The organism is Blastococcus sp. SYSU D00820 (assembly GCF_054050695.1).
Window position 1 is genome coordinate 155686 of the sequence record NZ_JBJGZW010000009.1, and the last position, 13720, is coordinate 169405.

Annotated in this window: 16 protein-coding genes; 10 read left to right on the plus strand and 6 right to left on the minus strand. The window is 76.0% G+C overall.

All coding sequences use genetic code 11. The features are described 5' to 3' along the window. The first annotated feature begins 96 nt into the window (after positions 1–96). From ACI79R_RS12160 to ACI79R_RS12175, 4 genes are read left to right on the plus strand one after another with little or no spacing between them, the layout of a single operon-like run. On the plus strand, positions 97–1104 hold the full coding sequence (locus tag ACI79R_RS12160) for an aldo/keto reductase (RefSeq protein ID WP_456573881.1): 1008 nt from the start codon (positions 97–99) through the stop codon (positions 1102–1104). After that, positions 1101–1583 (plus strand): XdhC family protein, encoded by a 483-nt coding sequence (locus tag ACI79R_RS12165; RefSeq protein ID WP_456573882.1) that lies wholly within the window; start codon positions 1101–1103, stop codon positions 1581–1583. The genes ACI79R_RS12160 and ACI79R_RS12165 overlap by 4 nt, the downstream gene beginning before the upstream one ends. Positions 1584–1587: 4 nt before the next feature. Then, entirely contained in the window at positions 1588–2958 is a 1371-nt protein-coding gene (locus ACI79R_RS12170) for an FGGY family carbohydrate kinase (protein WP_456573883.1), read from the plus strand. 53 nt (positions 2959–3011) lie between these two features. Beyond that, positions 3012–3194: a hypothetical protein gene (locus ACI79R_RS12175; protein WP_456573884.1), complete on the plus strand. Its 183-nt coding sequence runs from the start codon at positions 3012–3014 to the stop codon at positions 3192–3194. Positions 3195–3254: 60 nt separating this feature from the next. Here ACI79R_RS12175 and hisN read toward each other — a convergent pair whose 3' ends face one another. Beyond that, positions 3255–4055, minus strand: coding sequence for a histidinol-phosphatase (hisN, locus tag ACI79R_RS12180; protein WP_456573885.1), 801 nt, complete (start codon positions 4053–4055; stop codon positions 3255–3257). Positions 4056–4077: 22 nt separating this feature from the next. Beyond that, complete coding sequence (locus ACI79R_RS12185; protein WP_456573886.1) at positions 4078–4260, minus strand: DUF2795 domain-containing protein; 183 nt, start codon at positions 4258–4260, stop codon at positions 4078–4080. Positions 4261–4314: 54 nt separating this feature from the next. Between ACI79R_RS12185 and ACI79R_RS12190 the strand changes: the two genes are divergently transcribed. Together ACI79R_RS12190 and ACI79R_RS12195 are read left to right on the plus strand one after the other, a co-directional pair. Next, positions 4315–4851 (plus strand): DUF2087 domain-containing protein, encoded by a 537-nt coding sequence (locus tag ACI79R_RS12190; RefSeq protein WP_456573887.1) that lies wholly within the window; start codon positions 4315–4317, stop codon positions 4849–4851. A 56-nt stretch (positions 4852–4907) separates the two neighbouring features. Next, positions 4908–5678 (plus strand): hypothetical protein, encoded by a 771-nt coding sequence (locus ACI79R_RS12195; protein WP_456573888.1) that lies wholly within the window; start codon positions 4908–4910, stop codon positions 5676–5678. A gap of 6 nt (positions 5679–5684) precedes the next feature. On the opposite strand, the gene rsgA is transcribed toward ACI79R_RS12195, so the two are convergent. The 3 genes from rsgA to ACI79R_RS12210 form a co-directional block, all read right to left on the minus strand. Continuing rightward, a complete protein-coding gene (rsgA, locus tag ACI79R_RS12200; RefSeq protein ID WP_456573889.1) occupies positions 5685–6581 on the minus strand; it encodes a ribosome small subunit-dependent GTPase A in 897 nt (298 codons plus the stop codon). A gap of 116 nt (positions 6582–6697) precedes the next feature. Further along, a complete protein-coding gene (gene aroA, locus ACI79R_RS12205; RefSeq protein ID WP_456573890.1) occupies positions 6698–7978 on the minus strand; it encodes a 3-phosphoshikimate 1-carboxyvinyltransferase in 1281 nt (426 codons plus the stop codon). A 35-nt stretch (positions 7979–8013) separates the two neighbouring features. Next, positions 8014–9477: an NAD-dependent succinate-semialdehyde dehydrogenase gene (locus ACI79R_RS12210; RefSeq protein ID WP_456573891.1), complete on the minus strand. Its 1464-nt coding sequence runs from the start codon at positions 9475–9477 to the stop codon at positions 8014–8016. 137 nt (positions 9478–9614) lie between these two features. Between ACI79R_RS12210 and ACI79R_RS12215 the strand changes: the two genes are divergently transcribed. Next, positions 9615–10361: an SOS response-associated peptidase gene (locus tag ACI79R_RS12215; protein ID WP_456573892.1), complete on the plus strand. Its 747-nt coding sequence runs from the start codon at positions 9615–9617 to the stop codon at positions 10359–10361. Position 10362: 1 nt separating this feature from the next. Further along, positions 10363–11910 carry a fused MFS/spermidine synthase gene (locus ACI79R_RS12220; RefSeq protein WP_456573893.1) on the plus strand — a complete coding sequence of 516 codons (1548 nt, stop codon included), beginning with the start codon at positions 10363–10365 and terminating at the stop codon, positions 11908–11910. Between the two features lie 30 nt (positions 11911–11940). On the opposite strand, the gene ybaK is transcribed toward ACI79R_RS12220, so the two are convergent. Then, positions 11941–12414 (minus strand): Cys-tRNA(Pro) deacylase, encoded by a 474-nt coding sequence (gene ybaK / locus ACI79R_RS12225; RefSeq protein WP_456573894.1) that lies wholly within the window; start codon positions 12412–12414, stop codon positions 11941–11943. Between the two features lie 230 nt (positions 12415–12644). On the opposite strand from ybaK, the gene ACI79R_RS12230 reads away from it, so the two are divergent. Together ACI79R_RS12230 and rsrA are read left to right on the plus strand one after the other, a co-directional pair. Next, positions 12645–13352, plus strand: a complete 708-nt coding sequence (locus ACI79R_RS12230; RefSeq protein WP_456573895.1) for a sigma-70 family RNA polymerase sigma factor — start codon at positions 12645–12647, stop codon at positions 13350–13352. Further along, the gene (rsrA, locus tag ACI79R_RS12235) at positions 13349–13705 is read left to right on the plus strand and encodes a mycothiol system anti-sigma-R factor (RefSeq protein ID WP_456573896.1); all 357 of its coding nucleotides are present in this window, start codon (positions 13349–13351) and stop codon (positions 13703–13705) included. The genes ACI79R_RS12230 and rsrA overlap by 4 nt, the downstream gene beginning before the upstream one ends. Positions 13706–13720: the final 15 nt, after the last annotated feature.

The window sequence follows — 13720 nt, forward strand, 5'->3', positions numbered from 1 at the left end:
GGGACCTCCTCGGCGGACACCGACGGCCGGCGTCCCGGCTCCATCCCACCAGACCGGCGGTGGCCCGCGCTGCGTCCCGGGGGGAAGGATGCGGCCATGACCTCGGATCCCGGAATCGGCACCCGCACCCTCGGCCGGGGCGGCCTGACCGTCTCCGCCCTCGGCCTGGGCTGCATGGGCATGAGCCAGTCCTACGGCACCGCCGACCGCGACGAGTCGATCGCGACCGTCCACCGGGCGCTGGAGCTCGGCGTCACCTTCCTGGACACCGCCGACGTCTACGGCGACGGGCACAACGAGGAGCTGGTCGGGGCGGCGATCGCCGGCCGCCGCGACGAGGCGCAGCTGGCCACCAAGTTCTCCCTCCGCCGCACCGCGGACGGCATGGTGACCGACGGCCGCCCGGAGAACGTGCGGGCCTGCGCCGAGGCCAGCCTGCGCCGGCTCGGCGTGGACACCATCGACCTCTACTACCAGCACCGGGTCGACCGGACGGTGCCGATCGAGGACACCGTCGGCGCGATGGCCGAGCTGGTGCAGCAGGGCAAGGTCCGGTACCTGGGCCTGTCGGAGGCCAGCGCCGCCTCGATCCGCCGCGCGGTCGCGGTGCACCCCATCGCGGCGCTGCAGAGCGAGTGGTCGCTGTGGACCCGCGACCTCGAGGGTGAGGTGCTCGGCGTGGCCCGCGAGCACGGCATCGGCATCGTGCCGTTCAGCCCGCTGGGCCGCGGTTTCCTCACCGGTGCCATCACCAGCCCCGCGGACTTCGGCGAGGACGACTTCCGGCGCAACTCCCCGCGGTTCACCGGGGAGGCGTTCACCGCCAACCTGCGCCTGGTCGACGCCGTGCGGTCGATGGCGGAGGAGCGGGGCGTGACCGCCGGCCAGCTCGCGCTGGCCTGGGTGCTCGCGCAGGGGGACGACGTCGTGCCGATCCCCGGCACCAAGCGCCGCCGCTACCTGGAGGAGAACGTCGGCGCGGTCGCGGTCGAGCTCTCCGCCGACGACCTCGCCCGGCTGGCCGAGATCGTGCCGCCGCCGGTCGGCAGCCGGTACCCCGACGCCGCCTACACCTACGGCGACAGCCCCGAGCGGGCCTCGTGACCGCCGACCCGACGCCGGACCGCGTGCTGGTCGCCGTCTTCGCCTCGCCGGTGGCCGAGGTGCTGCTGCGCTGGGCTCCGGAGCTGGGCTACCGCACCGCGCTGCTGGACCCGGCGGCCGACCGCCCGGCCGGCGCGGTGGCGGGGTTCGCCGAGCTCGACGACCGGCTGGATCTCGCCCTCGCCGACGTCGTGGTGACCGACCACCACCGGCCCGAGCTGGGCGAGGTGCTGCGCGACGCCCTCGCCCGCCCGGTGCGCTGGGTGGGCGTCATGGGCAACCCGCGGCACGAGGGCCCGCACGTGGCGGCGCTGGCCGCGCTCGGCGTGCCGCCGGAGGAGGTGGCACGGGTGCACCGGCCGATCGGGCTGGACATCGGCTCCCGGGCGCCGGCCGAGATCGCGCTCAGCACGCTCGCCGGGCTGCTGGCCGACCGCAACGGCCGCGCCGGGGGCACCGCGCACGGCACCGGCCGCTGAGGTCGTGGCCGACGTCTGGCTCGGCGCCGACCTCGGCACCAGCGGGCTGAAGCTGGTCGCCCTCGACGAGGACGGCCGCACCGCCGCGGAGGCCGAGGCCGGCTATCCCGTCAGCCGGCCGGGACCCGGCCGCGCCGAGGGGGACGTCGGCGTCTGGCGCACCGCGTTCGACGCCGCGCTGGCCGAGGTGGCGCCGGCGCTGCGCGCCACGCGGGTGGCCGGGCTGGGGCTGTCCGGGCAGATGCACGGCACCGTGCTGGTCGACGCGGCCGGCGCCGCGCTCGGCCCGGCGGTGCTCTGGCCCGACACCCGCGCCACCGCCGAGGTCGGCCGCTGGCGGGCGCTGCCCGCGGCCGACCGCGCCGCGCTGGCCAACCCGCTGGTGCCCGGGATGACCGGTCCGGTGCTCGCCTGGCTGGCCGCGCACCGGCCGGACGTCGTCGACCGGGCCGCCGCCGTCCTGCTGCCCAAGGACGCCCTGCGCGTCACCCTGCTGCCCGGCGCCGACCCGGCGGTCACCGACCGCAGCGACGCCTCGGCGACCCTGCTCTGGGACCTCCCCGCCGACGACTGGTCGGCCGCGGCGGTCGCGGCCGCGGGGGTGCCCGCCCGGCTGCTGCCGCGGGTGCGGCCCTCCGACGAGCCGTCCGGCGTCGCCGCGCTGCCGGTCGGGGAGGTGCCGGTCGTGGTCGGTGGCGCGGACACCCCGCTCGCGCTGCTCGCCGCCGGGGTGCGCGGAGGGCTCCAGGTGAACCTCGGCAGCGGCGCGCAGGTGCTGCGGCCGGGCTGGACGCCGGCGCCGGCCGACGACCCGCCGGTGCACGGCTACGCCGACGCCGAGGGCGGCTGGTACGCGATGGCGGCGCTGCAGAACGCGGGGCTGGCCTGGTCGTGGGTGGCCGGCGTGCTCGGCCTGACCGAGGCGGAGCTGTTCGCGGCCGCCGCGTCCGCGGCCCCGGGCGCCGGGGGTGTGCGGTTCCGGCCGTTCCTCACCGGCGAGCGCGGCGGGGTGGCCGGGCCCGACGACCGCGGCGGCTGGAGCGGGCTGTCGGCCACGACCACCCGAGCCGACCTCGCCCGGTCGGCGGTCGAGGGGGTCGTGACCGCGGTGGCGGCCGCCGCGGGGCTGCTCGGCGCGGCGGGGGAGGACGGCGTCGTCCTCACCGGGGGCGGCGGCCGGCCGCCGGTGGTGCAGCAGGCGCTCGCCGACGCCCTCGGGACGCCGGTGCGGTACCTGCCGCTGCGCAGCGCCTCGGCCACCGGAGCCGCGCTGCTGGCCGCCCGGGGCACCGGCGTCGTGCTCGAGCCGGCCCGGGCGCCCGGGCGGACGGTCGAGCCCCGCCGCGCGGAACGGCGCCCGGGCTGCGACCGTTGATCGGGAGAGCGGAGCCGCACCGATGGCTCCGCCCGGGTGCGAGGAGGAACGGCATGGCGGCGGCGTCGTCGATCATCAACAAGGTCGCGCAGTTCGCGCGGTCCCCCAAGGGCCAGCAGGCCCTGCGCCAGGTGACCGCGCGGGCCCAGCAGATGGCCCGCGACCCGAAGACCCGGGCCAAGGTCGAGCAGCTGCGCGGCCGGTTCATCAACCGGGGCGGCCGGCCCACGCACTGACGCGGACGACCGACGGCGGCGCCGTTCCGCTGCGGGGAGCGGCGCCGCCGTCGTCCGTGCTCAGTCCTGGCGCGGTCGCAGGTGGCCCAGCGCGGCGTCGTGCAGGAGGCCGTTGCTGGCCAGCGCGCTGCCCCCGGCCGGCCCGGGGGCGCCGCTCACGTCGGTGAAGGTGCCGCCGGCCTCGCGCACGATGACGTCGAGGGCGGCGAGGTCCCACACCGACACCTCGGGCTCGCAGGCCAGGTCGACCGCACCCTCGGCGAGCAGCACGTAGCTCCAGAAGTCGCCGTAGGCACGGGTGCGCCAGACCGCGCGGGTGAGGTCGAGGAAGCCGTCGAGCAGGCCCCGCTCCTCCCAGCCCGACAGGCTCGAGTACGACAGGCTCGCGTCGGCCAGCGCGCCGACCTGGGAGACCCGGCAGCGGGTGGCCGACTCCAGCCGGCGGCCGGTCCACGCGCCGACGCCCTTGGCCGCCCACCAGCGGCGGTTGAGCGCCGGCGCCGACACCAGCCCCACCACCGGCTCGTCACCGTCGAACAGCGCGATCAGGGTGGCCCACACGGGCACCCCGCGGACGAAGTTCTTGGTGCCGTCGATCGGGTCGAGCACCCACCGGCGCGGCCCGTGCCCCGTCGTCCCCATCTCCTCGCCGAGGACGGCGTCGCGGGTGCGGGCCCGCGCCAGGGTGATCCGGAGCTGCTCCTCCACGGCGCGGTCGGCGTCGGTCACCGGCGTGAGGTCCGGCTTGGTGTCGACCTGGAGGTCCTGCGCCCGGAACCGGTCCAGGCTGATGGAGTCCGCCTGGTCGGCCAGCACGTGGGCGAGGTGCATGTCCCCGGTGTAGTCCCGGCCCGGTGTCATGGGCACCGAACCTAGCGGGCGGTCAGTCGAAGACCGCGGAACTGACCCCGCTGGGCCCCTCGTACTCGCGGTCCTCGATGCCCTTCAGCGCCTCGAGGACGTCCTTCCCCCCGCCGTTGGACTCCGCGTGCGAGACGATCTGCTCCTTGCTGGCCGGGTAGTCCATGCCGCTCAGGGCCTTCTGGATGTCGATGGGGCTCACCATGACGCGGGGCTACCCCCGGCCGGGCGCGGCGATGCGCGGATACCGTCGTCCGACGTGGACGCCGCGACGATCGTGGGGCTGCTCGCCGACCCCGTACGCCTGAAGGTCGTGGCCGCGCTCGCGCTCGGCGCCGGCACCATCGAGGAGGTCGCCGCGGCCTCGGGGCTCGGGCTCAAGGAGGTCGCGCTCGCCGCGCGGCGGCTGGCGCGTGGCGGCCTGGTGCGTCGCGACGGGCACGTCCTCGAGCTGCTCGCCGACCGGTTCGGTGCCGCCGCCCGGGCCGCCGCGGAGGCCGCGCCGGCACCCGAGCCGCTGTCCGACGACCCGGCCGAGGCCGCCGTCCTCGGGGCGTTCGTGCGGGACGGCCGGCTGGTGTCGATCCCGGCGCAGGCGGCCAAGCGGCGGATCGTGCTCGAGCACCTGGTGCGGGTGTTCGACGTCGGCGTCCGCTATCCCGAGCGCGAGGTCAACGCGCTGCTGGCGGTCTGGCACCCCGACACCGCGGCGCTGCGCCGGTACCTGGTCGACGGCGGGCTGCTGTCGCGCGAGGCCGGGCTGTACTGGCGCAGCGGAGGCTGGGTGGACGTCTAGCCCTTCGCGCGCGAAAGGCGTTCGCGCCGGGGCCGGCGGCCGCCCATCATCGGCCGGTGCCCACGCCCACGCCGACCCCCGACGCCTTCGCCGCGCTCGCGCGGTCCTCGCCGTGGCGGTTCGCGACGCTGCGGTTCACCGAGCGCCGCCGGTCCGGACGGGCCTGGAGCCCGCCGGTGCGGGCGTGGCTGCGCCGGCCGGGCGCCCTGCGGGTCGAGGACGCGGCGGGGCAGGTGCTGCAGGCCGGGCGCGAGGGCCCGCAGGTGGTGGGCCTGCTCTCGCCCGGCGGGTCCCGCACCGCGGCGCTGCCCTGGCCGGCGGAGGGCCCGCCCCCGGTGCTGCGGCCCGACGGGCTGGTGGGGGAGCGGCCCGACGGCGTCGCGCTCGACGACCCGCTGTACCAGGACTACCGGTGGGTGGCGATGCTCGACCCGGCCGAGCTCGCCGACCCCCGCCCGGACGCGGGCGCGGAACCGCTGGAGTACCTGTCCCTCCGCGAGGTCGAGCACTGGGGCCGGCCGGCCTGGGAGGCCCTGGTCCGGACGACGCCGGCCTACGAGCCCCGCTGCGGCTGCTGCCCGCTGCTGCGCTCGGCCGAGGTCGACCGCGCCGAGTGGGGTGCCGACGCGCCCGAGGCGGAGTACCCCGGCGAGCACCTCGTCCGGCTGGACGTGGGGACGGGGGTCTGCGTGTGGACCGAGGCGATCGGCGGGACGTTCGCCGGCGACGGGCACGACCTGCGGATCGAGGCCGTCGACGAGCCGATGGACGACGCCCTGTTCGTCTCCCCGTGGGGGCCCGGCCCGTTCGGGGTGCCGGCCGGCTGAGGCAGGTCAGTAGCCCGGGCCGACCTGCCCCACCGCGGCCAGCAGCACCCGCACCGCGGCCAGCTGCACCCCCCGGCCCGGCGGGCCCGCGGCCGCCCACGCGTCGAGCGCGCAGTCCGGGTCCTCGGCGGTGTGCCCGCAGCCGGGCGGGCACTCGGTGGCCGCCTCGGCGATCTCGTCGAAGGGCACGAGGACGTCGTCGGCGGTCACGTGCGCCAGCCCGAAGGAGCGGATGCCCGGGGTGTCGATCACCGTGCCGCCAGCGGGGAGGTCCAGCAGCACCGCCGAGGACGACGTGTGCCGGCCCTTGCCGATCTTGCTCACGTCGCCCGTGGCGCGGAAGGCGTCGGGCACCAGCCGGTTGACCAGGGTCGACTTGCCGACACCGGACTGACCCACCAGCACGCTCATCCGGCCGGACAGCCGCTCCAGCAGCTCGTCCAGCGGCGCCTCGCGCGACATCGGCACCGCCTCGACGTCGAGGCCGGCGTACCGGTCGAGCAGCGGCTGGGGACTGGCCAGGTCGGTCTTGGTGAGGCAGAGCAGCGGCTCCAGGCCACCGGCGTAGGCGGCCACCAGGCAGCGGTCGAGGAAGCCCAGCGCGGGATCGGGGTCGGTCACCGCGGTGACCACCACCAGCTGGTCGGCGTTGGCCACGACCACCCGCTCGGCGGGGTCGGTGTCGTCGGCGGTGCGCCGCAGCGACGTGGAACGGTCCTCGATGACGACGATGCGGGCCAGGGTGTCCGGGCGGCCGCTGGTGTCGCCGACCAGCCGCACCCGGTCGCCGACGACGACGCCGTGCCGGCCGAGCTCGCGGGCGCGCATCGCGGTCACCTCGAGCGGAGCGCCGTCCGGACCCTCGATGCGCACCTGCATCCGGCCGCGGTCGACGGCGACCACCAGCCCGGGGACGGCGTCCTCGTGCGCCGGCCGGGTGCGTGTGCGCGGCCGGGAACCGCGCCGGCTGGGCCGGACCCGGACGTCGTCCTCGTCCGACCGGCTGTCGTGCCGGCGGCTCAGGGCGCCACCCCCGCGGTCGTCGCCAGCATCGCCGCCCAGCGCTCCCGGAAGTCCGGCAGCGTCTTGGTCACCGCCTCCGGCCCGGTCACCCGCACGCCGTCGACGGCCAGGCCGAGGACGGCGGCGGCCATGACCATCCGGTGGTCGGCGTAGGAGTCGACGACGGCCGGCCGCAGCGGCCCGGGTTCGACGACCAGCCCGTCGGGCAGCTGCTCGACCCGCGCGCCGACGGCGCCGAGCACCTCGTCGAGCGCCTGCAGCCGGTCGGTCTCGTGCCCGCGCAGGTGCCCGATGCCGGTCAGCCGGGACGGCCCGTCGGCCAGCGCGCACAGCGCGGCCAGCACCGGGGTCAGCTCCCCGACGGCCCCGAGGTCGGCGACCAGCGGCCGGATCCCGCCCGAGCCGGTGACCTGCAGCCCCTCCGGCGTGCGGACCACCGTCGCGCCCATGTCGGTGAGGAAGCGGTCGAGCTGGGCGCCGGGCTGGGTGGTGCGCTCCGGCCAGTCGGGCACGGTCACCCGGCCCCCGGTCACCAGTGCCGCCGCGAGGAACGGCGCGGCGTTGGACAGGTCGGGCTCGACCACACGGTCCAGCGCGCGGACCGGGCCGGGGGCGACCCGCCAGCCGCGCTCGGTCGGGGTGACCTCGACGCCGTGCTCGCCGAGGGCGGTCACGGTCATCTCCACGTGCGGCATCGAGGGCAGCCCGCCGGCCAGCGAGAGGTCCAGGCCCTCGTCGAAGCGGGCGGCGGCCAGCAGCAGCCCGGAGACGATCTGGGAGCTCTCGGTCGCGTCGACGGCGACCGCGCCGCCGCGCACCCCGCCGGTGCCGTGCACGGTGAACGGGGCACGCCCCCGGCCGCCGTCCTCCACCTCGACGCCCAGGGCGCGCAGCGCCGCGATCAGCCCGGCGTTGGGCCGCTCCCGCAGCCGCGGGTCGCCGTCGAGCCGGACGTCGCCGGTGGCCAGCGCGGCGACCGGCGGGAGGAAGCGCAGCACGGTGCCGGCCAGGCCGGCGTCCACCTCGGCCGGGCCGTGCAGGGCGCCGGGGGTGACCAGCCAGTCCGCGCCGTCGTCCTCGATCGCGACGCCGAGCGCCAGCAGCCCGGCGGCCATGAGCTCGGTGTCGCGGGCCCGCAGCGGGCGCACCAGGCGGCTGGGCCCGTCGGACAGCGCGGCCAGCACCAGCGCCCGCGCGGTGATCGACTTCGAGCCGGGCAGGGCGACGACGGCGTCGACCGGCGTCGGGCGGTGCGGCGCCGACCAGACATCTGTCACGGGGACATCCTGCCCGAGCGCCGCACCGCCGCTGCTCAGCCGCTGATGGGCTTGCTGGCCTTCTTGGCCGGCAGGGTGCGCACCAGCCGCCGGTTGGCGAACTCGAACATGGCCAGCTCGGAGAGCTCGCGGCCGTAGCCGGAGCGCTTCACGCCGCCGAAGGGCAGCTCGGGGGAGGAGCCGGTCGGCTGGTTGATCCAGACCATGCCGGCCTCGAGCCGGTCGGCCACCGCCCGCGCGCGGTCGAGGTCGCTGCTCATCACGGTGGCGCCCAGGCCGTAGTCGCTGTCGTTGGCCAGCGCGATGGCCTCCTCGGCGTCCTTGACCTTGTAGACGACGGCGGCGGGACCGAACAGTTCCTCGCGGTAGGCCCGCATCTCCGGGGTCACGTCGGTGAGGACGGTGGCCTCGACGAACGCCCCCGGGTGGTCGGGGCGCTTGCCGCCGGCGACGACGGTGGCGCCCTTGTCGATGGCGTCCTGGATCTGGGCGTGCAGGTCCTGGGCGGCCCGCTCGCTCGACAGCGGCGCCAGCGACGTCGACGGGTCGGCCGGATCGCCGGGGGTGAAGGTGCTGAAGGCCTGCTTGAGGCCCTCGACGAAGGGCTCGAAGAGCTCCTCGGTCACGATCAGCCGCTTGGAGGCGGTGCACGCCTGGCCGGTGTTCTGCATGCGGCCGGAGGTGGCGGCCTTGACGGTGGCCGCCATGTCCTCGGCGTCGAGCACGATGAACGGGTCGCTGCCGCCGAGCTCGAGCACCGACTTCTTCAGGTGCTTGCCGGCCAGGGCGCCGACGGCGCTGCCGGCCCGCTCGCTGCCGGTCAGGGTGACGCCCTGGATCCGCGGGTCGGCGATGACCTGCTCGATGTCGGCGATGCGCAGGAACGTGTTGGTGAAGACGCCCTCGGGCGCGCCGGCGTCGCGGAGCACCTGCTCGATGGCGACGGCGCACTGCGGGGTGCTCTCGGCGTGCTTGAGGATGACGGTGTTGCCCAGCACCAGGTTGGGGCCGATGACCCGGACCACCTGGTAGTAGGGGTAGTTCCACGGCTCGATGGCCAGCAGGACGCCGATCGGCGCGGTCTCGACGACGGCCTCGCCCTTGCCCATGAGCGGGGTGATCTGCTTGGGCTCGAGGAACGCCGGGCCGTTGTCGGCGTAGTACTTGAGGATCATCGAGCAGAGGTAGACCTCGCCGGCGGCCTCCTCCCGGCGCTTGCCCATCTCCGTGGTGATCAGCGCGGCGAGCTCGTCGCGGCGCTCGTCCATCAGCTCCGCGGCCCGGCGGACGACGGCGGCGCGGTCCTCGACGGAGCGCTGCCGCCACTCCTGGTAGGCGGCGTGGGCAGTGGCGACGATGCCGTCGATGGCCTCGGTCGGCGTGAAGTCGAACTCCTTCTCGGTCTGCCCGGTGAAGGGGTTGACCGTCGCGTAGCGGCGCTCGCCGGAGTCGCTGGCGGTCTTCGGGTGCTCGTGCGGGGGGTTCTGCGTCGCGGTCACGCGGTGATCCTCGTCTCTCGGTACGGCTTCCCGACATCCGGCCCTACCCCCGCGGGCGGACGCCACGCGTCGCGGGGCCCGTCGGTCCCCGCACCTAGAGTCGTGGGGACAGCCGTCCGGAGAACGGGAGGACCCCCATGTGCGGTCGGTACGCGGCCAGCCGCCGCCCCGAGGACCTCGTGGTCGAGTTCGAGGCGGTGCCGGCCGAGGGGCAGCCACCGCTGCCGGCCGACTACAACGTCGCGCCGACCAAGGACGTCCACGTCGTCCGGTGGAAGAAGGAGCGCGATCCCGAGGGCCGCCCCACCGGTGCCGGGCACCGGGAGCTGCGCGTCGTGCGCTGGGGTCTGGTGCCCTCCTGGGCCAAGGACGTCTCGATCGGCAACCGGATGCTCAACGCCCGCGTGGAGTCCCTGGCCGACAAGCCCGCCTTCCGCCGGGCCGCGGCCTCCCGGCGGTGCCTGGTGCCGGCCGACGGCTGGTACGAGTGGGCCAAGCGGCTGGACCGGCCGGGCAAGCAGCCGTACTACATCACCCCGCAGGACGGCTCGGTGCTCGCCTTCGCCGGCCTCTGGGAGGTGTGGGGGCAGGGGGAGGACCGGCTCTACACCTGCACCGTGGTCACCGCCCCCGCCACCGGCGCGCTCACCGAGATCCACGACCGGATGCCGCTGGTGCTGCCGCGCGACCGGTGGGCCGAGTGGCTGGACCCGGCCCGGGAGGACGTCGCCGCGCTGGCCGCCCCGACCCCACCGGAGCTGGTGGAGCAGCTGGAGCTGCGGCCGGTCAGCCCCGCGGTGAACAACGTGGCCAACAACGGCGCGCAGCTGCTCGAGCGCACCGAGTCGGTCAGCGAGCCCGCCGACCAGCCGGCGCTGTTCTGACGTGGCGGAGCAGACCTCGAGCGAGGCCGCCCCGGTGCCCGCGCCGTCCCCCGTGCCCGTCGCGCTGCCCAACTGGGTGGCCGCGCTGGTCACCTTCCTCAGCTCCGGCGCGGTGCTCGTCATGGAGATCGCCGGGCTGCGGCTGATCGCGCCGTACGTCGGCATCACCCTGCAGACCAACACCGCGGTCATCGGCTTCGCGCTGGCCGCCATCGCGATGGGCGCCTACGCCGGTGGCGTGGTCGCCGACCGCACCGATCCGCGGCGGCTGATCGCCCCGCTGCTGGTCGCCGGCGGGGCGCTGGTGATCGCCGTCCTCCCGCTGGTCCGCTTCGCCGGGTCGCTGTTCACCGGGGCCGACGCCGGCAGCGTGCTGCTGCTGGCGTTCGTCGCGGTGGTGGTGCCCGCGGCGCTGCTGTCGGCCGTGCCGCCGATGGTGGTCAAGCTGCAGCTGTCCGACCTCGCCGAGACCGGCGCCGTCGTCGGCAAGCTCTCGGGCATCGGCACCCTCGGCGGGATCGCCGCCACCTTCGTCACCGGCTTCGTGCTGGTCGCGCTGTTCCCGACCAGCGGCATCCTCGTGGGCACCGGCGTGGTCACCGTCGTCGCCGGGGTGGTCGTGGGCCTGCTGCTGCGGCGCCGCACCTCCGGCAGCGGAGGCCGGGTGCCGGCCGCGCTCCTGGTGCTCGCCGTCGTCGGGGCCGGGCTGGCCGCCGTCGCGCCGACGCCGTGCGAGGCGGAGACCGGCTACCACTGCGCCCGCGTGCTCGCCGACCCCGACCGGGAGACCGGCCGGGTGCTGATGCTCGACACCCTCCGGCACTCCTACGTCGACCTGGCGGACCCGACCCACCTCGAGCTGGCCTACGTCCAGGCGCTGGCCGCGGTCAGCGACGCGCTGCCGCCCGAGGGCGGGCCGCTGTCCGCGCTGCACCTGGGCGGTGGCGGGCTGACGCTGCCGCGCTACCTCGCCGAGGTCCGTCCCGGCACGGAGAGCCTGGTGTTCGAGGTGGACCCGGGCGTGGTCGACATCGACCGCGAGCAGCTGGGGCTGGAGACCTCCGACGAGCTCGCCGTGCGGGTCGTCGACGCCCGGGTGGGGCTGGCCGACGAGCCCGCGGGGCAGCGCGACCTGGTGGTCGGCGATGCCTTCGGCGGGCTGTCGGTGCCGTGGCAGCTGACCACGGTGGAGGCGATGCAGCTGGTCGACGACGCGCTGGCCGACGACGGCGTCTACGCGGCCAACCTGATCGACCGCCCGCCGATGGACTTCGTCCGCGCCGAGCTGGCCACCCTCCAGGAGGTGTTCGCGCACGTCGTGCTTCTGGCCCGCGACCAGGTGCTGGCGGGCGAGGCCGGCGGCAACGTGGTGGCGGTCGCCTCCCAGCAGCCGCTGCCGCTGGCGGAGATCACCGCGGCGCTGGCGGAGCAGGGCTCGGACTACCGGGTCGCCGAGGGCGCCGAGCTGGCCGCGTTCATCGGCGACGCCGTCGTCCTCACCGACGACCACGCGCCGGTCGACCAGCTGCTCACCGTCTCCGGCCGCTGACCGGTCCGGGTCGTCCCGGCCGCCGGTCGCTCAGCGGCCGATCGGCGCGGTCCGGGCGCGGGTGAGCCGCACGAGGTCGGCCGGGGCCAGCTCCACCTGCAGCCCCCGCCGGCCGGCGCTGACCATGACCGTGGGAAAGGTCATGGCCGACTCGTCCACCACGGTCGGCAGGGTCTTGCGCTGTCCCAGCGGGCTGATGCCGCCGAGCACGTAGCCGGTCGTCCGCTCGGCGTCGGCCGGATCGGCCATGGCCGCCTTGCGGCCGCCGGCCGCGGCCGCCAGCGCCTTGAGGTCGAGGGTGGTGCTGACCGGCACGACGGCGACGGTGAGCGTGCCGTCCACCCGCGTGACCAGCGTCTTGAACACCTGGCGGGGATCGGAGCCGAGCGCGGCGACCGCCGCCTCGCCGTGCCCCTGGTCCGCGGGGTGCTCGGGGTCGTAGGGGTGCAGGGTGTGCGCCACCCGTGCCTTCTCGAGTGCCTTCACCGCGGGGGTCGCCGCCACGGCGCGGGAGCGTAGCCGGACCTCCGGCGGAGGCGGACCCGGATTCCCGGTGGACCGCGCGGAGCGGGAATCGAGCCCGCCGGTCGCCGGTTGCACGGGCCGTGAGCAGCACCGTCTCCAGCGCCCGTCCGCGGGCCGCGCACCGTCGGCCCCCGGGCCGACCCGACGCCGCGCGGCTAGGATCGATCGATGTGGTGCCCCGTCTCCGGGGTCCGCAGAGAGGACGGTCTGTGCCCGAGGAGTCCACGGACGAGCACACCACCACCGGAACGGCCACCCCGGCGCCCGGTGCGCCGGTCGAGGTGCCCGAGGCGCGTGAGGGCGGCAGCCGGACCGAGGTCGCCGAGACCCGCGCCGAGCGCGACGCCCGGTTCGAGCGGGACGCGCTGCCCTACCTCGACCAGCTGTACCCGGCCGCGCTGCGGATGACCCGCAACCCCGCCGACGCCGAGGACCTGGTCCAGGAGACCTTCGTCAAGGCCTACTCCGCGTTCCACCAGTTCGCCGAGGGCACCAACCTCAAGGCCTGGCTGTACCGGATCCTGACCAACACCTACATCAACAGCTACCGCAAGAAGCAGCGGCAGCCGCAGCAGTACCCCACCGACCAGGTGCAGGACTGGCAGCTTTACGCCGCGGAGGAGCACAGCTCCAGCGGCCTGCGGTCGGCGGAGATCGAGGCGCTGGACCACCTGCCCGACTCCGACATCAAGGACGCGCTGCAGCAGCTGCCGGAGGACTTCCGGCTGGCGGTCTACCTGGCCGACGTCGAGGGGTTCGCCTACAAGGAGATCGCCGAGATCATGGGCACGCCCATCGGCACGGTGATGTCCCGCCTGCACCGCGGCCGGCGCGGGCTGCAGAAGCTGCTGGCCGACTACGCCCGCGAGCGCGGGTTCGTGCGGGCCGGCGCCTCGGAGGAGGCGAGCCACTCGTGAGCGCGCACGAGCACGGTCCGGCCGGTGAGCCGATCGAGATCAACTCCTGCGACGACGTCCTGACGCACGTCTTCGAGTTCCTCGACCACGAGACCGACGACGCCCGCCGCGCGGTGATCGCCGAGCACCTCGAGGACTGCTCCTCCTGCCTGCGCGAGTTCGGCATCGAGCAGGAGTTCAAGGCGCTGGTCCGGCGCCGCTGCGGTGGTGACGCGCCGCCGGTGGGCCTGCGCGACCGGATCAAGCTGCAGCTGACCACCGTCTCCTTCGAGGAGGACGGCACCCAGGTCACCGTCGAGCGGGTGACCACCGAGGTCGTCACCGAGCGGACAGCGGAGCGCCCCGGCGCCTGACGCGCCGGGGCGCCG